The following is a 17,613-nucleotide window of genomic DNA, read 5'->3' as shown; positions in this document are numbered from 1 at the left end:
TGTACATGACACTTTGTTCATGACGAACTCAGGTTCGACATGCTGTCCAGCATCCAATTATAAGAAAGCGACAAACAAATGTATTAAACCAGCAATAAAACCGGTTACCCCTCCCAATACAATCAAGATCCATTCATCTTCCTGAAAGGCAGGACGCAATAAATTTTGAAACTCTCTTGGTGTAAGTTCAAGAATACGTTCTCTAAACATTTGATAGATTTTCTGTGCACGGCTCGCATTAAAGGCTGGGTCGCATACAGGCACCATCGTAATTTCAATTGAGCGATCGATCAAGTCTGTCTTGAGTTTTGCGTATTCTTTTGGCCCTAAAGACAATTGTAAAGAGGTTCTGACCAGTGGGGTTTCCATAATTTCATTAATATGGCGTTTAACAATCCGACGGGTCTTGTCTTTTTTACTGCCATACATCATTTCGGTCATAATGGATTTTAAAGTAATTAAATCTTCGGTGACCACACTGGCAAATACATCAGACACCTCTTCCTGGCGCTTCATAAAGGCACCCTGAACATTATAGGTGCCAATGCGCGGAATAACAGGTTTAATCCACGGAAATTTGCGACTCTGTGTTCGCGTAAAAAATTGCGGATACTTCACATAATGCGGTTCAATCGGGTTGAATACCATCCAGATTGCAATCCAGTTGGTTAAAAAGCCCCAGATGGCGGCCCAGAATGGTACGGTCCAGTGCCATGGCACAATAAACCAGACAATCATCTGGAATATACCAAAGAACATCCCGATTAACGCACTGATATGCCAGATAAAGTTAATTTCTTTCTGGCCCACTTTCAGGAACATGCGCACCATTAAACGGCGGTCACCTTCCATCTGGCGTACCACCATTTCGCGCATATCGACCAGTGACTCGACATTCAAAGTCAGTTCAGTGACCAGTTCACGCAGCACCGCAGGCAGCTGTTTATGTGCCTGGGCATAAATGCGGCGTTTAATTGAATAGGGCAGGTTTTCCCACAGCACAGCATTGCGGTCGATCATCACCTCATCAATTAAATGCTCCAGCTCAAAACCGACCTGCTCGCCAATAATCCGTGCCATATCTTCCGGGTCCATGGCATCCAGAAATTCGCGCAATGAGCCCAGTTTAGACAAGGTATTGTCGGTAATAATGCCTGAAATACGCCCGGCCTTTCTCGGCACAATCCCCTGCCAGCCCACCGGCAACGGCCCCAGATGGAAGCCCCAGAAATTAATGGGATAGAACACCATTTTCAGTGCCATCCACACGTGGGCCCAGGTCACAAAAGCGGTGACAGGGATAATGCTGAGCACAGCCCAAAAATCCGGGCGATTCAAAAAGGTTTGCCACAACTGATTGATGTACTCAAGCATGCATATTTTCCATATTTATTTCTAATTACCGGATTCTAAAAGCATTTAACTCGCTATTCTGGCTATAAACCCACACTTAAAGTATAGGAAAATTGTAGTTTTGGCTCGGTTTCTGCAATCACCCGACCGGCCCGATCTTCCAGTTTTTCACCTGCACCAATCCCCACACTAAAGGTACTGATCCGTTCACGGCTCAGCAAGACATAAGCAAGATCTACACCAGCGCCCAGACGTGCTTTCTCTTTCTGGTCGACCACTTTGGATTCAAGATGACCCGCATAAGCTCCGATATAATAACCATTTTTATCTTTGCCGGTGAAATGATATGGCAAGCGAAAGCCAATTTGTCCACCCGGTTCATGATCCCCATTTAAAAATGCCCCGGCTTTGGCATAGGCAATGCCGTAGGGATTGACCCATTCTGCATTTAAATGAAGTAATTTTTGTGTAATTCCTGCCCCGACATTCCAGGTTTTTGTATCTTCCCCGGTCAATTTTGCCTGTGGGAAAAAAGAAGATTCTTCGGCATAGGCCACATTGCACAGCGCAATACATACCACTAAGGAATATACTTTTTTCATTATTTTCACCAAGTTCCTTAATTCTAATTGTAAAACAATCCTGTTTTATTTTTTTGACTGTAGCAGATTTACCCAGATTCTTATATACAGCAGCCGATCTTTTTATTGTCGCAAAAGTCAAAAACCTAAATCACATTATTTGTGTCGAATCGGTCATGCAGGCATACGCAAAGCACTGTGTTATCGGCTAGAATAACAGCCCTATTCTCATCTCCTTGATCTGTTTAAGCCGATTGCATATGAAACAGCACTTTCCTTTAAAAAACGTTCAGCAAGAAAAGCGCATTTTTCGCAATCGGGTATTCATCTCTATCGGGCTGGTCAGTTTCTTTTTACTGCTGCTGGTGGTACGTTATGCCTATCTGCAAATCAGTAGCTTTGATGAGTTTGCCACCGCATCTGACAAAAACCGGATTCGCCTGCAACCCTTAGCGCCCGCACGCGGTTATATCTATGACCGTAATGGGGTGTTGCTGGCCGATAACTATCCGGTCTTTACCGCGACCTTAAGCCGGGCCGATGTCGAAGATATTGATGCCACCATCGAACGGCTGACCCCGATTCTGGAACTGACTGAAGAAGATATTGAACGCTTCCAGAGCCGGATTAAAACCGCGCGTAAAACTGAACGGGTCTCCATTAAACTGAATCTGAACGAAACCGATATTGCCCGTTTCAGTGAAGTAAAATTCCAGTTTCCCGGGGTGAATATTGAAACCCAGATGACCCGTTACTATCCACATGGTGAGCTGTTTGCGCATGTGATTGGTTATGTGGGCCGGATCAATGACAAAGAGCTGAAAGAGATTGATAAAGATGCCTACGCCGGCACCAACCTGATTGGTAAAATTGGCGTAGAAAAATCATATGAGCATTTACTGCACGGCGTACCGGGTAATGAATCGGTCGAGGCCGATGCACACGGTAATGTACTGCGTCATTTGGGCCGTAAAGATCCGGTTCGCGGTAATGATCTATACCTGTCCTTAGATTATGGCCTGCAAGTGGTGGCCTCTGAACAGCTGGCCGGCCGCCGTGGTGCGATTGTCGCGCTTGATCCACGTACCGGGGAAATTCTGGCGCTGGTGTCAAGCCCCAGCTTTAACCCGAACCTCTTTGTCACCGGCATCAGCCATACCAACTATGCTGCCCTGCGCGACAATATTGACCAGCCGCTATATAACCGTGCCGTACAAGGGGTCTATCCGCCCGGCTCGACCATTAAGCCGATGTTTGGTTTAGGCGGAATTCATTATGGTCTGGTCGACTGGAGCACTGCGATTCAGGATTATGGCTATTTCACCTTACCAGGCGATAGCCACCGCTTCCGTGACCATAAAAAATCGGGGCATGGCATTGTCAATATGCACACTGCTCAGGTGGTGTCCTGTGATACCTATTTCTATGTACTATCCTACCGGATGGGCATTGAAAAGATGAATGACTGGATGCGCCAGTTTGGTTTTAGTGAGCGCACTGGTGTCGATTTACCAAGTGAAAGCACCGGCCTATATCCAAGTCCGGAATGGAAGATGCGTACCCGCAATGCCAAATGGATGCGCGGCGAAACCATTTCGGTCAGTATTGGTCAGGGCGCCTTTACCGCGACGCCATTACAACTGGCCATGGCCACTGCCATTACCGCCAACCAGGGCTTTAAAGTCACGCCACACGTGCTGCGTGAAAGCCGCGGTGCGCGTCCATTTAAGGTGCATAATGGTACCAATGGCCGCATTGAATTTAACGGGACCGACGAAGACTGGATTAAAATGCGCGATGCCATGGTGGATGTCATTCAATCAGGCACCGGTAAAGGTATTAAAGGCGGCCTGCAATATTCAATTGCCGGAAAAACCGGGACCGCGCAGGTCAAAAGTATTGCCCAGGGCAAACGCTATAATGAAGCACTGCTCACCGACCGCCAGCTTGACCATGGCTTATTTGTCGGCTTTGCCCCGGCAGAAAAACCTGAAATTGCCATTGCGGTGATTCTGGAAAATGGCCGTGGCGGGAGTGCTGCCACGGCCCTAGCCCGTCCAATTCTGGATTACTGGCTACTCAACAAAGACAAGAATCCGATTCGCCCATCTGCGGCCCAAATTAGTGGTGGCCTGATGACCGCCGGCCTGAAGCCAAGTGAACTGCCAAGTGCCGAAGGTGCACGTGGTACTACTAATTCCCCGGCTCAGGACGCTGCTGCATCTGCGCCAGCAACACCGGCTGCTGCCCCATCTGCCACAATAGAGAGTGACTAAACCATGAAAAACCAGCTACGAATTATTGGTGGAGACTGGAAACGTCGCCAGTTGGCCTTTGCCAGTATTGATGGTTTACGCCCGACGCCGGACCGGGTGCGTGAAACCCTGTTTAACTGGCTGATGTGGGATGTGCAAAATGCCAAAGTGCTGGACCTGTGTGCTGGCTCGGGTGCGCTTTCCTTTGAAGCGCTATCACGTGGTGCTGCACAGGTCACCATGATTGAACCGGACCGCACTCAAGCCCAGTTCCTGACCCAGAACCTAGAACTGTTAAAAGTCACCAAAGCCCGGGCCCAGTTAAAAATCAGTACTGCACAGCAGGCGCTGGCCAGTCTGAAAGACAGCTATGATCTGGTGTTTCTTGATCCGCCTTATAGCCTGGATTTATGGGAACAGCTGGCACAACTGGCTGATCCATTAATTCAGGATAAAGGCCTGATTTATGTCGAAGCCGACCGTGATCTAAAACAGCTAAAACTGCCGGCCTCCTGGCAGCAAATAAAGGAAACCAAAGCCGGTACGGTCCGCGCCGGACTGTATCAGAAATCACTTTAACGTTTGATTGAACGGTTATAAAAAAAGGATTCCAGATGGAATCCTTTTTGATTTATATGCCAGGTCGTAATGGACGCTGCACCCCAGAAGTCGGCGGCAAAGCCGTCACTGGTTTGGCCTTAGCGGGATTACTCGCCTGTGGTTTTTTCGCTGGCGGCTTGTTGGCCACCGGACGATTTGGCTTTACCGGTTTGCTTTGTGCAGGTTTACTCTGTGTCGGTTTATGTGCAGGACGGTTGGCCTGACCCGGTTTTTGCCCATGCGGACGTTGAGCATGTGGACGATTCACTGGCTTAACCGATGGGCGCTGCTGAATATACATCGGACGGCGTTCATGTTCCCAACGCGACACGGTATATGGATAAGTTGAATAGCCTCGATCATATCCGGTATAGACGCTATGTCGTGGACCATTCTCATACGGCGTGACCACACACCCGGTAAGCGCCACCGCCACCAGCGACACAAAAGCCAGCTTTTTCATGCAATTTATCCCCTGTTCAGATGGCTGCATTTTCAGCAATCAGCATGAATTTACTGGCAATTTTTTGTTGTGTTCCTGTATGTACAAGTTCACATTTCATCCATATCTTGGCTATTTTTCTGGTGGATAAAAGAAAAGACTGGCCGAGCTTCTGTCCAGTTAAGGTTTTATCTGCCCTGCCCAATCTAATATTTAAATATAGATATAGAAGTAACTTAGGATAGATGAGCTTTTGATTCGATATTCAAGCAGTGCAAACGTTAAATGCTCACAAGAAAAAAGACAGCCGTAGCCATCTTTTTAGAATTAGGGAAAATTGGTTATATTGCTTAGGCTATTTAGTTTTTAAACAGACCCTGTTTTTCAATAAACTCAATAATCTGCTCCAAACCATCTTTGGTTTTCATGTTAGAGAATAAAAATGGTTTATCACCACGCATGCGCTTGGCATCCTGATCCATTACTTCCAGGCTGGCGCCGACCATCGGGGCTAAATCGGTTTTGTTAATAATCAGCAAATCAGATTTGGTAATGCCCGGCCCACCTTTACGTGGAATTTTTTCACCACCGGCCACATCAATCACATATAAAGTCAGATCGGATAATTCCGGACTAAAGGTTGCCGCCAAGTTATCGCCACCACTTTCAATAATGATCAATTCCAAGCCATCGAACTTTTCACACAAGTCGTCAATCGCTGCCAGGTTAATCGAAGCATCTTCACGGATGGCAGTGTGCGGACAGCCACCTGTTTCGACACCGACAATCCGGTCTGGGCTCATGGCTTCGTTGCGGGTAAGAAAGTTGGAGTCTTCCTTGGTATAAATGTCATTGGTGACCACTGCCATATTGTATTTTTCACGCAATGCCTGACATAAATTTAAAGTGAGTGCAGTCTTGCCTGAACCGACTGGACCACCGATGCCGAGACGTAATGGAGAACGTTCTGTCATGTTGATTTTCCTTATAAATGCCCTCTCCTTCTAGGAGATGAGCAGTAATACTGTGCAAGGGTGAGGTAATTTCCCTCTCCCTTACCCTCTCCCATAGGGAGAGGGAATATTGATTAATTTTTTAATTCCTCTAAAAGAGAAATTAAGGATTTTTTAAGATCTAAATAATCGTGAATACTGAGTTTCATGCGCCATACTCAGCATGGCGTAATTGGGTAAAGCGCTACTGAGCTGCTCATCTTCCAGCATTAATGCTTTTTCGATGGCTGCCGGAACCTGCTCATGTAAATGCCATAAGATCCGTTGCCCACTCATCTGCCCGAGCGGAACGGTTTTCACAGCCGCCAGCACCTGATTTTCCAGCACAGTAAAGGTATAAGCAGTTAATACATCTGCTTCGTTTAAACCTAGCTGGCCGCAGAGCTGAGCATAAACCGGCACAAAACCCAGCTGTTTTTTCACCGTCACCGCCATTTTCAGTACATCTTTAATCCATGCATTGAGGGAAAATGCCAGCTGTTGTGATTCTGCCAGCAGCTCACGACTTTCCCGACTGGCACGATAAATCTGCGCCCAATAATCAAACTGTGCGTCATCATCATAAAATTGCATCAGCCGTTTTAAGACCGGTAATTCAAAACGTACCAGTAGCATCTCCAAGACTTCTTCAAAGTAGGCGATGCTACTGCTTTCATCTTGAATCAGGCCCTGATCAATCGCACTTTCTACCCCTTGCGAATAGCAATACGCTCCGACCGGTAACGCTGTCGAAGACAGAGTCAGCAGTTTGAGCAGTTGCGCTGCATTAGTAATGGGCATGGGCGTGAATGGCCTTGATCGGGCTTAAACGATGATCATGACTGTGCTGTGCGTATGCGCCGCTTTCCGGTTCAAAGGGATGCTCGACTTCATTCACAGTCAGGCCCAGCCCAATGACCATTTCAGCCAGCACATGATCTGGTTCAAAATACAGTGCAGTTGGCGTGAGCATCAGCGGTACATGGCGGTTGCCGAGGTGATACGCCGCTTTCAATAAATCAAAATCGGTTTGGGCGACCACTTGCATCAGGTGTTCAGGTTTTGCATCGACCCGGAGTAAATCGCCTTGTTCAGTGGCAATAAATGAGCCGCTACGCAAAATGCCGGTACGCGGCAGGTCTGCACCAATATCGGCACCAGATTTTAATGTTGCACGAAATCGGCTCTTTTGGCGGGTGTCAAAACTGAGTTCAACGGTTTCAAAAGTGCTTCCCTCTGAAATGTGTTCTATTCGTTGAGTGTAGATGTTCATGCTGTTCCTTTTGTCACGAAGATGTTCTGCTTTGATTTATGTTTTTCAATTTCAAAGCAAAATATCTGTAAATTTACGCATCAAAAGTAAGCAGTTTTTATGCCAATTATGAGTTTTCTTGGTGCATTTCCAGCTCTATAAAATATAATTCTCAAGCTTTTTTCACTTCTAGAAAATCATATCTTTTTAATTTACCTGTTTTAGTTTTAATAGGTATCACTGTAATTTCTAATTTTCCTTTATTAATATCCTTCAATGATTCATGTAATGACCATACCAATAGTTCTTGCTCATATTGGGTCAGTGCTTCAGAGTGAAAAGATTCCGTTTTATCTAATTCTTCATCATAGTAGCGCCCTATGTAACTAATATTACTAAATTTAGTAACATTACCTTTTCTTACTTCAATCTTTTGAGAGGTGCTAGATGAAATTTCTCTTAATGTATTTTTATCTAGTTTTATAACACCTTGTTTACGCCCCGAAGTTATTTCTATTTCTATCTCATCATCATTTACTATGGGACGATGAGCCTCTTGTAAAGGTGTTTCTAATGCTTGATGTAAATCATCTAAAATTGGTTCGATTCTATCCATTATTTTTTTAGGTGGTTTTGGTTGTATAACACCAAGTACACCACCAAATACGTACTTTATTCCATCCCATAAAGCCGAACCTGAAGCTCCCAATACAATTGTCGAAGCCGTTAAAGACGGATTATCAATAATAATTGTAATAAACTGCTCAAAACTGCCTTTTTTTGAGGTATCAAGATAAACTTTAAATCCACCACTCTGATTACCTTTAACTTTTACTTGCTTATTTAGAATAGCATTTACTGTGATATTGATAGCTTTAGCAAATCCTAAATATGAAATTGCTGCATCATACATATCAAGGTGATGGTCATCAGCTGTACCATTTTGATAAGAAAGCTTAAATTTAATAGATTGAGCATTATCAGTCATTAGTTTACTTCTTCATCATGTGTCATAAGGATTAATGTAATATAGTTATAATCTTACATATATTTTAATTTAAATTAACTCCCTTATCCTAATCTTCTCCCAAAGGGAGAAGGAGCAAAGCTGCAATTAAATTAATAACTTCTTTCCCTCTCCTTTTAGGAGAGGGTCTGGGAGAGGTCAATTAAAATAAGAAGTAACGCTGTGCCATTGGCAACACTTCCGCAGGCTCACAAGTCAGTAACGTCCCATCCGCCCGAACTTCATAAATTTCAGGATCAACTTCCATCACAGGACAGTAGGTATTCAGCTTCATATCTTTCTTCTGAATATCCCGTGTACCTTTACATGGACTAATCAACTTTTTCAGACCCAGCTGTTCATGCACACCTGCCTCGATTGCCACTTGCGACAAGAAAGTAATACAGGTGTTATGTACACCACGCGCATTGGCACCAAACATCGGACGATAGTGCACAGGCTGTGGGGTTGGAATTGAGGCATTAATATCGCCCATTGGCGCTGCCGCAATCATCCCGCCTTTAATAATCATCGATGGTTTTACACCAAAAAATGCAGGCTTCCACAACACTAAATCGGCCAGTTTACCGACTTCCACCGAGCCAATTTCATGACTTAAACCATGGGTAATCGCAGGGTTAATCGTATATTTGGCGATATAACGCTTCACACGATGATTGTCATGCGTGGCATTGTCACCTTCTAAAGGACCACGTTGCACTTTCATTTTGTGCGCCGTTTGCCATGTGCGAATCACGACCTCACCTACACGCCCCATCGCTTGCGAATCCGATGACATCATGGCAATTGCGCCTAAGTCTTGCAAAATATCTTCCGCAGCAATGGTTTCACGGCGAATACGACTTTCCGCAAACGCCACATCTTCCGAAATTGCAGGATCTAAATGGTGACAGACCATCAACATATCCAAATGTTCATCAATGGTGTTGATGGTATAAGGACGGGTTGGATTGGTCGACGAGGGCAACACATTCGGCTGACCAATGGCTCTTAAAATATCAGGCGCATGTCCACCACCGGCACCTTCGGTATGATAAGTGTGAATGGTACGGTTTTTAAATGCCGCCAACGTTTCTTCCAAGAAACCACTTTCATTTAAAGTGTCGGTATGAATTGCGACTTGCACGTCAAATTCATCTGCCACAGTCAAACAGTTATCAATCGCTGCAGGTGTCGAGCCCCAATCTTCATGCAGTTTTAAACCCACTACACCTGCACGAATTTGCTCGGCAATCGGTTCAGGCTGACTGAGGTTACCTTTACCCAATAAACCAATATTCATGGGTAAATCGTCAATGGCTTGCAGCATGGTGGAAATATGCCAAGGACCCGGAGTCACCGTCGTTGCCGATGTGCCTGCTGCAGGACCTGTACCGCCACCAATCATGGTGGTGACGCCTGACATGAGTGCAGTTTCCACTTGTTGTGGGCAAATCCAATGAATATGGGTATCGACACCACCTGCCGTTAAAATTTGTCCTTCACCTGCAATCACTTCAGTAGCAGCACCAAGTGGAATGGTAATATCCGGCTGAATATCAGGGTTGCCGGCTTTACCAATTTTCCAGATACGTCCGTTCTTTAAACCGACATCAGCTTTAACAATGCCCCACCAATCTACAATTAAAGCATTGGTAATGACGGTATCGGCAACGTCATCAGCCAAAAGTTGTGACTGCCCCATCCCATCACGAATAACTTTACCGCCACCAAATTTAACTTCTTCACCATAAGTCGTGAGGTCTTGTTCAACTTCAATAAACAGTTCGGTATCAGCTAGACGAACCCGATCACCTACCGTTGGACCAAACATTTCCGCATAGGCACGGCGTGACATTTTCATGTTTTTATATTCCTTTTAGTCCAATTTACCCATGACACGGCCTGCAAAACCGTACACTTCCCGTTTACCTGCCAAAGCGACCAGTTCAATATCACGGCTTTGACCCGGCTCAAAACGTACCGCAGTCCCTGCTGCAATATTTAGACGAAAACCTCGTGCCGCTTCACGGTCAAACTGCAAGGCATCATTGGCCTCATAAAAATGAAAATGTGAACCGACCTGAATCGGACGGTCACCGGCATTTGCCACGGTCATTTTTAAGGTCTGACGCCCCACATTCATTTCAATATCTAAATCAGGGGTAATCACTTCTCCAGGTATCATGTTTGACTCCTAGACAATCGGTTGATGCACAGTGACGAGTTTTGAGCCATCTGGAAATGTCGCTTCGACTTGGACTTCAGCAATCATTTCCGGAATGCCATCCATCACATCTTCACGTTTTAATAATGTGGTGCCGTAATGCATCAGCTCACTGACGCTCATGCCATCACGTGCGCCTTCTAACAACGCGGCAGAAATATAGGCAATCGCCTCGGGATAGTTCAGTTTTAGCCCACGTGCTTTACGGCGTTCGGCCACCAAGCCCGCAGTAAAAATCAGCATTTTGTCTTTTTCAGTGGGATTGAGTTCCATATCTCGTTCCTAAGTTTGTTCTAAAGGGTGTAATGCAAAATATGTGCTCAAAAAATTAAATTCCCTCTGCTTTCAGGAGATGAGTAACACTGCTACGCAAGGAGGGATTAATCAATCTCCCTAAATCCCTCTTTAAAAAGAGGGACTTTTATGTCCGCCAAATCCTCGGAAATTCTTCATCTAAATCAAACCAGTAACGGCGCAGCTTGGCACGTATTGCGGCAAAGGCATCATGACACTGGCGTACGTCATCCCCCAGATAACGTGCTGTCACCACATCATCCAGCAGGGTTAACGTCACCTTAATATCCATGCGCATAATCAGCTCACGGATTTGATCAATCTGCTGATCTAAATAGAATTTTGAGCGGAATTTTTCTGGCGGCACTGCCCAGAAGCTAGCCATGACTGCATGACCGTTCATTCCCAAACAGGAGCTGAGCCAGCGGTCATTGCCACTAAAACTCAAACGGTCAGTGACCAGTAATTTATTGTTCCGGTACAGCTGAAATCGATTTTGATAACTGCCCTCGATAAATGTTTCATGGCGCGCCTGACGGCCCAGTACCAACATATCCCAACCAATAAAACTGGCGGCATCCTCCAAAATAACTCTGGTTTCAGAATTGGCATGTGCACCATTAAAGAGCATGGTTTCTTGTGGTAGCCATTCAAAAATAGAGGCATCTTTAACTGTAATATCAATATGTTGGAAAGCCTGTTTTTGATTGGTCTTGTACCATTTTCCTGCACCCGGCGTGGTCACCAAGGCATGTGCGGCCTGCTCTGCCGACATCTGAAAGGTTAAATGATCACCCCCGGCAATGCCTGCCGGTGGATGCACAATAATGGCGTGGCACACCCCGGTTTTTTCCGGCCACAGCATTTTTTGCACCCGAACAGGACCATGATGTTTACGATGTTCCAATACGGTGCGATTTTCTGCGCCTTTAAAGCCAAGTTCGAGCTGTGCAAACCAATATTGCACCGCAGGCTTCACTTCTGTTGCCACCAGCTGATTCATTTTGCTCAATTCGTATCTTTTTGAAGTCTATGCCCTGGCATTAAGCAATAACTGCACCAGTTTCTATCGGCGCAGATTTCGCTTTGGCTGACTGCCATTTCTTGCTATGGTGCATCTGCATAGGGAATGAGGATGTGAACAATATGCAAATTCGTGATCAAATTGTTTTAGTGACTGGCGGCGCACGCGGTTTAGGCCTGGCGATTACCCGAACCTTATTGGCGCAAGGGGCGCGTGTAGTGGTAAATTATTTAAACAGTGCCGCTGCTGCCGAGCAACTGGTGCAACAGTATCCTGAGCAGGTCTTTGCCTATCAGGCCGATGTCACTGACAAAGCCCAGGTGCAGGCTCTCTTTGCCGCAGCCAAGGCGCATTTTGGTCAGGCCATTCATAGTGTCATCAACAATGCCTTAATCAACTTTGAGTTTAATGGTGATGCCCGTCCCAAAGTTGAAGACCTGACGCCGGCCATCATGCAGCAACAGTTTGATGGCGCTGTTGTGGCTGCCCTCAATACCACCCAAGCAGCGCTTGAGGATATGAAAACTGCGGGATTTGGCCGTATTGTGAATATTGGTACCAACCTCGTGCAGAATCCGGTGGTGCCTTATCATGACTACACCACCGCCAAAGCCGCACTGTTGGCCTTTACCCGTACTGCAGCGCATGATCTGGGCCAATATGGTATTAACGTGAATATGTTGTCTGGCGGGCTGCTCCAAACCACCGATGCCAGCAAAGCCACGCCAGATGCGGTATTTGATTTAATTGCTGCCTCGACGCCACTACGCCGCGTTACCACCCCGGAAGAATTTGCTGCTGCCATTATGATGTTCCTGTCACCGTATTCGCGTGCAGTCACCGGGCAAAACCTGATTGTCGATGGCGGTCTGGTCAAAGGTTAACTGCAGTTTTGTGTGACTTTTATCACAATAAACTAATTTTTAAGCAGTTAAACCGGTTTGTCATGCTAGAGGTGGGCTGAATTCGCTAGACTATGGCCTATCCTCTCTTCACTATTTTGCTAACATGAAACCCCTGTTTGCTTTGGCCTGCTGCACCCTGCTGAGCGCCTGTATGTTCGGTAACTCCCAAGAATTAAAACGCGCTGAACAATTGCTGGCGCAATTTGAATGCCACAATATTGAAACCGCGCTAATGACCCATAGTGCCATTAACAGCTATCACGAACATGCACTGGTTGCCGCCCGGCAAAAAGCCAGCCGTTATGTGGAACAGTATCGGGAAGGTGAACAGCAATCCAGCCTGGCGGTGGATGAAATTGTGCAGCAGCAATATCAGCTTTATACCGCAGCCTGCCAATCGTTGGGCGGGATTTTTCCCAAAGCAGAACAGCCTTAAATCAGAATCAAATATTTAGAAAGCTAATCAAGCGAAACAACGGATCAGAGATTGCATCTCGCATCTTGATGTACGGCCAATGTTGATATTGAAAGTGCATAAATGAAAAGACAGGGTCGATGCCCTGTCTTCTTTTTTTAACGATGAACGATTATTCAGCCGGTTCTGCATAGTAACGGGTATCGACACTAAACTGTTCCGGGAATTTGGCGGCAATGCTGGCATAAAACGCCATGATTTCGGCCATGTCTTTTTCCATATCTCCCGATGGATAGACAATTTTACCTACCCCACATTTTTTCTGGGCGTAGTCCATATAGGCCAGTGCAATTGGCACGCCAGCCGTTACCGCCACATGATAAAAACCGGTTTTCCACTGTTCCTGTTTGGCGCGTGTACCTTCTGGCGTAACCAGCATCACCAGCTTGGGATGCTGCTTGAACAAATCGCTCATCAGCTGCACCATACTTGGACGCTGCTCACCGGCTGCCTTCGGACGACGGTCAATGCCAATTCCTCCCATCGCACGGACAAAGGGCCCGAACGGGAATTTCATATAACTGTCTTTAATGGTCAGGCGAACATTCACACCCAAGGCTTTAAGCGCCAAACGCGCATATAGTGCATCCCAGTTACTGGTATGCGGCGCGGCAATCATTACACACTGGTCCAAATCCAGCGGCCAGTGATTGTCAATTTCCCAGCCCATCAACCCCAAGCTCTGTTCTGCCAACTTCTCAAACACAAGCACAATCCACACAATAAAAATTGCGCGAAGTTTAACAACTCAACAGATTTAAAAAAGAGCAGATTGCTGAATATTTAAGCAATTAATATATAAGTGTATACAATTAGCCAAACCGTCAATCGCCATTCCTGCCAATCTTTCGGGTTTTTCTTAAATAAACCGGATGCCGGAAACTGAAAATAAATACTCACAGAAACCCAACAGGGCAATTTTTACAATCAGGCTATGCTGACCCTATCTGTCCTGTCAGGAGATTGATCGGTGAAAATAAAAATTTTGAGCCTTGCCCTCACGGCGCTGTTACTGGCCGCCTGTGATAACAATAAAACCCCTGAAACCGCCCGCGATGCAGAAACCACCTCGCCTGCCGCAGCCACTGACATGAGCGCCAATGATACAGCCGCCACCGCACTGGACTGGCCGGGAGAATATAAAGGGGTCTTGCCGTGTAGCGACTGCCAGGGCATTGAAACCGAGCTTGAGCTAAAAATGGATAAAACCTATGAGCTGAGTGAAGAATTCCTGGGCCGTGCCAATGGTCAGGAGTCCAAAATTACCGGTACGTTTGAATTTGACCCGAATGATCCTGCCGTTATTATTCTGGATCAGGCTGCCAATAACCGTAAATTCTTTGTCGGTGAAAACTTTATTGAAGCGCGTGATGTCAATAATGGCGACAATATTGATGCCAGCCAGAATTATCGTCTGCAAAAAGATCTGCAATAAAGCACAAGATCTAGCACTGCTAAAAGTCACCGCTTTGGTGGCTTTTCTTGTTTTAAAACGGTTTTTTGCCCGCGATAAAATTTGCTACAAAACAGCGGTCCAATTTAGCCCTCTGCTCTAGGCGAATATGCCCGAAAAGTTTATGTTTAATACCTTATCCAAAGATTGATCTGTTGCCATGTTATCTCGTCCTCTTCTTGCAATTAGCACCTTGTCCTTGTGTTTAAGTGGTTGCGGTGGGCAAGCTGAAAAAAGCAGTACCATGAGCAATGCCCAGGCCCAAACTGAAATCCAACCGCAAGACAGCCTAATGCCTGCTGCTGAAACAGCAGCACCACAGCCGGAGCCGCTGGCCGGTCACTACAAAACCATCCTTGACTGTGATGATTGCCAGCAGCGTATTCTTGAGTTAAAGATTCATCCGGATCAGAGCTACAGCCTGCAAGATACCCGTATCTATGCTCGCCGTCAGCGTAGCCAGAATACACAAGGTCAGGTCAGCTATACCAATGAACAGACTGCCCAATTAATCAGTACCGATCAGCAGATTCAACAATTGCAGCCCACAGCAAACGGGCTGGAACTTGTAGATGCCTCATCCAAACAGCCAGCACTAAAACTGGAACGTGTTGCGACCATTGAAGTCAGCAATGCGCTGAAACATGCCGACATTCAGGCCGAACATATTGATAGCTTAAGCTTTCGCGATATTACCGATACCGTCAAAGCGCATGACTACTATATGCGTATTCATAACCAGTCAGATCAGCCGCTAAAACTGAAAGTCAGCGATATTATTCTGGTCGATCAAAACTATCAGGAATATAACGCGCTGGTTGATGAAAGCTTTTTAGAACCTATTCCGGCCCAGCACACCCGCTACAATAAAATCAGCTTTAATTATCCGGACAATGCGGTGGCGGACTATATTAAGGTGAAATAGCTTTTCTTTTTTCTTTCATTTTCTATTCTGCCGTTTCTTTTTATCTTGCTGTACTGATCTTCTTTTTTCTTTCTTATTTATTCTTTTTATTCAAGCATAAAAAAACCCTGCAGATGCAGGGTTTTTTCTAAACCGTCTAACGATTAGCCGTTGAACTGGTTCATTGTGTTTTTCGCATCGTCACCCGCTTTAAGCGCGTTGTCACCAGCGAAGATTTCTTTGTGGTCATCACCGATATCAGAACCCGCCATTGCTTGGTGTTTCACACAAGCGATACCGCCACGGATTTCTTTACGTTGTACGCCAGCAACATAAGCCAACATACCTTCAGAACCGAAGTAACCTTGAGCAAGCTCGTGAGTAGAAAGAGCAGCTGTGTGGTAAGTAGGCAGAGTGATCAAGTGGTGGAACACGCCTGCTTCACGAGAAGCGTCTGCTTGGAATGTACGTACTTTTTCGTCAGCTTCAGCAGCCAATTCAGAATCGTCGTACTCAGCGCTCATTAATTTAGCGCGGTCGTATGCAGATACGTCTTTACCTTCAGCAACCCAACGGTCGTACGCTTGTTGACGGAAGTTCAGTGTCCAGTTGAATGATGGAGAGTTGTTGTAAACAAGTTTCGCATTTGGCACAACTTCACGTACACGGTTAACCATGTGAGCGATTTCTTCAACGTTAGGCGTTGCAGTTTCGATCCAAAGCAGGTCAGCACCGTTTTGTAAGCTAGTTACACAGTCAAGTACAACGCGGTCAATTTGAGTGCCTTCACGGAACTGGTACAAGCCAGAAGCTAAACGCTTAGGACGGTGTAATTTACCATCACGCTTGATTAGGATTTCGTCTTCTTTCGCTTCAGAGATGTCAATTTCTTGAGTGTCTAAGTAGCTGATGTATTGAGAAGCGATGTCGCCTGGCTCTTTAACTACTGGGATTTTTTGAGTTAAGTCAGCGCCTTCAGAGTCAGTACGTGCAACGATGATACCGTCGTCAAGACCCATTTCTAAGAACGCATAACGTAACGCGTGGATTTTCGCGATGAAGTCTTCGTGTGGAACAGTTACTTTACCTGCTTGGTGACCACATTGTTTCGCATCAGAAACCTGGTTTTCGATTTGCAGTGCACAAGCACCCGCTTCGATCATTTTCTTCGCAAGTAAGTAAGTTGCTTCTTCGTTACCGAAACCAGCGTCGATGTCGGCAATAATTGGCACAACGTGAGTTTCAAAGTTGTCGATTTGAGCAGTGATTTCAGCTGCTTTAGCAGTATCACCTGCGTCTTGTGCTTTTTTCAGTGCACGGAACAAATCGTTTAATTCTTTTGCGTCAGCTTGACGTAAGAAAGTGTAGATTTCTTCGATCAATGCAGGAACAGAAGTTTTTTCGTGCATAGATTGGTCAGGAAGTGGACCGAATTCTGAACGAAGTGCAGCAACCATCCAGCCAGACAGGTAGATATAACGCTTAGAGGTTGTACCGAAGTATTTTTTGTTCGCAATCATTTTTTGTTGCGCAACGAAACCGTGCCAGCAACCTAATGATTGAGTATACTTGCTGCTGTCTGCATCGTATTCAGCCATATCACGACGCATAATCGCAGCTGTATATTTAGCAATGTCTAAACCAGTTTTGAAACGGTTTTGCATCTGCATACGCGCAGCATCTTCAGGACTGATGTCTGCCCAAGTGTTACCGAATTTCGCTTTCAATTCGCGGATTGCATCAATCGCTGTTTGGTATGTAGTCATGATATTTTCCTGTATTAATTTTAGGATTTTCTCCAACGAAATGACTAAAATCATACCTCTGGATGTGTTCAGATTTAGAGCACT

19 protein-coding genes are annotated in these 17,613 nt (G+C 45.7%); 6 read left to right on the top strand and 13 right to left on the bottom strand.

Translation table 11 applies throughout. The annotated features are described in order from the left end of the window. Positions 1-57: 57 nt before the first annotated feature. The gene (locus FTU69_RS01185; protein WP_005179289.1) at positions 58-1,374 is read right to left on the bottom strand and encodes a hypothetical protein; all 1,317 of its coding nucleotides are present in this window, start codon (positions 1,372-1,374) and stop codon (positions 58-60) included. 62 nt (positions 1,375-1,436) lie between these two features. Further along, positions 1,437-1,955 carry a hypothetical protein gene (locus FTU69_RS01180; RefSeq protein WP_180103367.1) on the bottom strand — a complete coding sequence of 173 codons (519 nt, stop codon included), beginning with the start codon at positions 1,953-1,955 and terminating at the stop codon, positions 1,437-1,439. A gap of 239 nt (positions 1,956-2,194) precedes the next feature. On the opposite strand from FTU69_RS01180, the gene mrdA reads away from it, so the two are divergent. Next, positions 2,195-4,210, top strand: coding sequence for a penicillin-binding protein 2 (gene mrdA, locus FTU69_RS01175; RefSeq protein WP_180103366.1), 2,016 nt, complete (start codon positions 2,195-2,197; stop codon positions 4,208-4,210). Between the two features lie 3 nt (positions 4,211-4,213). Next, on the top strand, positions 4,214-4,768 hold the full coding sequence (gene rsmD / locus FTU69_RS01170; RefSeq protein WP_016659264.1) for a 16S rRNA (guanine(966)-N(2))-methyltransferase RsmD: 555 nt from the start codon (positions 4,214-4,216) through the stop codon (positions 4,766-4,768). A 52-nt stretch (positions 4,769-4,820) separates the two neighbouring features. On the opposite strand, the gene FTU69_RS01165 is transcribed toward rsmD, so the two are convergent. The 9 genes from FTU69_RS01165 to FTU69_RS01125 all read right to left on the bottom strand — a co-directional run bounded on the left by FTU69_RS01165 (position 4,821) and on the right by FTU69_RS01125 (position 12,005). Next, positions 4,821-5,252: a hypothetical protein gene (locus FTU69_RS01165; RefSeq protein ID WP_168370655.1), complete on the bottom strand. Its 432-nt coding sequence runs from the start codon at positions 5,250-5,252 to the stop codon at positions 4,821-4,823. A gap of 338 nt (positions 5,253-5,590) precedes the next feature. Beyond that, the gene (gene ureG / locus FTU69_RS01160) at positions 5,591-6,205 is read right to left on the bottom strand and encodes an urease accessory protein UreG (RefSeq protein WP_180103365.1); all 615 of its coding nucleotides are present in this window, start codon (positions 6,203-6,205) and stop codon (positions 5,591-5,593) included. A 153-nt stretch (positions 6,206-6,358) separates the two neighbouring features. Then, positions 6,359-7,024 (bottom strand): urease accessory protein UreF, encoded by a 666-nt coding sequence (locus FTU69_RS01155; protein ID WP_168393740.1) that lies wholly within the window; start codon positions 7,022-7,024, stop codon positions 6,359-6,361. Further along, complete coding sequence (gene ureE, locus FTU69_RS01150) at positions 7,011-7,496, bottom strand: urease accessory protein UreE (protein WP_180103364.1); 486 nt, start codon at positions 7,494-7,496, stop codon at positions 7,011-7,013. Before ureE ends, FTU69_RS01155 begins: the two co-directional genes overlap by 14 nt. Positions 7,497-7,647: 151 nt before the next feature. Then, a complete protein-coding gene (locus FTU69_RS01145; protein ID WP_168397552.1) occupies positions 7,648-8,463 on the bottom strand; it encodes a hypothetical protein in 816 nt (271 codons plus the stop codon). A gap of 181 nt (positions 8,464-8,644) precedes the next feature. After that, complete coding sequence (ureC, locus tag FTU69_RS01140; RefSeq protein ID WP_180103363.1) at positions 8,645-10,345, bottom strand: urease subunit alpha; 1,701 nt, start codon at positions 10,343-10,345, stop codon at positions 8,645-8,647. A 15-nt stretch (positions 10,346-10,360) separates the two neighbouring features. Further along, positions 10,361-10,669 carry an urease subunit beta gene (locus tag FTU69_RS01135; RefSeq protein WP_180103362.1) on the bottom strand — a complete coding sequence of 103 codons (309 nt, stop codon included), beginning with the start codon at positions 10,667-10,669 and terminating at the stop codon, positions 10,361-10,363. A gap of 9 nt (positions 10,670-10,678) precedes the next feature. Further along, on the bottom strand, positions 10,679-10,981 hold the full coding sequence (gene ureA / locus FTU69_RS01130; RefSeq protein WP_045796076.1) for an urease subunit gamma: 303 nt from the start codon (positions 10,979-10,981) through the stop codon (positions 10,679-10,681). 148 nt (positions 10,982-11,129) lie between these two features. Further along, the gene (locus FTU69_RS01125; RefSeq protein WP_218946397.1) at positions 11,130-12,005 is read right to left on the bottom strand and encodes an urease accessory protein UreD; all 876 of its coding nucleotides are present in this window, start codon (positions 12,003-12,005) and stop codon (positions 11,130-11,132) included. A gap of 143 nt (positions 12,006-12,148) precedes the next feature. On the opposite strand from FTU69_RS01125, the gene FTU69_RS01120 reads away from it, so the two are divergent. Further along, entirely contained in the window at positions 12,149-12,910 is a 762-nt protein-coding gene (locus FTU69_RS01120) for a 3-oxoacyl-ACP reductase (protein WP_168405554.1), read from the top strand. Between the two features lie 124 nt (positions 12,911-13,034). Beyond that, positions 13,035-13,367 (top strand): hypothetical protein, encoded by a 333-nt coding sequence (locus FTU69_RS01115; protein WP_005179319.1) that lies wholly within the window; start codon positions 13,035-13,037, stop codon positions 13,365-13,367. A gap of 151 nt (positions 13,368-13,518) precedes the next feature. Here the strand turns inward: FTU69_RS01115 and FTU69_RS01110 are convergent, their stop codons facing one another. Further along, complete coding sequence (locus FTU69_RS01110) at positions 13,519-14,112, bottom strand: 1-acyl-sn-glycerol-3-phosphate acyltransferase (RefSeq protein ID WP_127800579.1); 594 nt, start codon at positions 14,110-14,112, stop codon at positions 13,519-13,521. Positions 14,113-14,376: 264 nt separating this feature from the next. Here FTU69_RS01110 and FTU69_RS01105 point away from each other — a divergent pair, with 264 nt between their 5' ends. Then, entirely contained in the window at positions 14,377-14,841 is a 465-nt protein-coding gene (locus FTU69_RS01105) for a copper resistance protein NlpE (RefSeq protein WP_005179322.1), read from the top strand. Between the two features lie 178 nt (positions 14,842-15,019). Further along, positions 15,020-15,784: a copper resistance protein NlpE N-terminal domain-containing protein gene (locus tag FTU69_RS01100; RefSeq protein WP_180103361.1), complete on the top strand. Its 765-nt coding sequence runs from the start codon at positions 15,020-15,022 to the stop codon at positions 15,782-15,784. A gap of 143 nt (positions 15,785-15,927) precedes the next feature. On the opposite strand, the gene FTU69_RS01095 is transcribed toward FTU69_RS01100, so the two are convergent. Next, positions 15,928-17,529, bottom strand: coding sequence for an isocitrate lyase (locus tag FTU69_RS01095; protein ID WP_127800575.1), 1,602 nt, complete (start codon positions 17,527-17,529; stop codon positions 15,928-15,930). Between the last annotated feature and the right edge of the window lie 84 nt (positions 17,530-17,613).

The sequence above is a fragment of the Acinetobacter sp. YH12134 genome, from assembly GCF_013418555.1.
Lineage (GTDB): Bacteria > Pseudomonadota > Gammaproteobacteria > Pseudomonadales > Moraxellaceae > Acinetobacter > Acinetobacter indicus.
This window is presented reverse-complemented; position numbering and strand designations above follow the sequence as displayed.

Coding starts and splice junctions, on each gene's coding strand:
- FTU69_RS01185 (WP_005179289.1), bottom strand. CDS start 1,374: ATGCTTGAGTACATCAATCAGTTGTGGCAAACCTTTTTGAATCGCCCG.
- FTU69_RS01180 (WP_180103367.1), bottom strand. CDS start 1,955: ATGAAAAAAGTATATTCCTTAGTGGTATGTATTGCGCTGTGCAATGTG.
- mrdA (WP_180103366.1), top strand. CDS start 2,195: ATGAAACAGCACTTTCCTTTAAAAAACGTTCAGCAAGAAAAGCGCATT.
- rsmD (WP_016659264.1), top strand. CDS start 4,214: ATGAAAAACCAGCTACGAATTATTGGTGGAGACTGGAAACGTCGCCAG.
- FTU69_RS01165 (WP_168370655.1), bottom strand. CDS start 5,252: ATGAAAAAGCTGGCTTTTGTGTCGCTGGTGGCGGTGGCGCTTACCGGG.
- ureG (WP_180103365.1), bottom strand. CDS start 6,205: ATGACAGAACGTTCTCCATTACGTCTCGGCATCGGTGGTCCAGTCGGT.
- FTU69_RS01155 (WP_168393740.1), bottom strand. CDS start 7,024: ATGCCCATTACTAATGCAGCGCAACTGCTCAAACTGCTGACTCTGTCT.
- ureE (WP_180103364.1), bottom strand. CDS start 7,496: ATGAACATCTACACTCAACGAATAGAACACATTTCAGAGGGAAGCACT.
- FTU69_RS01145 (WP_168397552.1), bottom strand. CDS start 8,463: ATGACTGATAATGCTCAATCTATTAAATTTAAGCTTTCTTATCAAAAT.
- ureC (WP_180103363.1), bottom strand. CDS start 10,345: ATGAAAATGTCACGCCGTGCCTATGCGGAAATGTTTGGTCCAACGGTA.
- FTU69_RS01135 (WP_180103362.1), bottom strand. CDS start 10,669: ATGATACCTGGAGAAGTGATTACCCCTGATTTAGATATTGAAATGAAT.
- ureA (WP_045796076.1), bottom strand. CDS start 10,981: ATGGAACTCAATCCCACTGAAAAAGACAAAATGCTGATTTTTACTGCG.
- FTU69_RS01125 (WP_218946397.1), bottom strand. CDS start 12,005: ATGAATCAGCTGGTGGCAACAGAAGTGAAGCCTGCGGTGCAATATTGG.
- FTU69_RS01120 (WP_168405554.1), top strand. CDS start 12,149: ATGCAAATTCGTGATCAAATTGTTTTAGTGACTGGCGGCGCACGCGGT.
- FTU69_RS01115 (WP_005179319.1), top strand. CDS start 13,035: ATGAAACCCCTGTTTGCTTTGGCCTGCTGCACCCTGCTGAGCGCCTGT.
- FTU69_RS01100 (WP_180103361.1), top strand. CDS start 15,020: ATGTTATCTCGTCCTCTTCTTGCAATTAGCACCTTGTCCTTGTGTTTA.
- FTU69_RS01095 (WP_127800575.1), bottom strand. CDS start 17,529: ATGACTACATACCAAACAGCGATTGATGCAATCCGCGAATTGAAAGCG.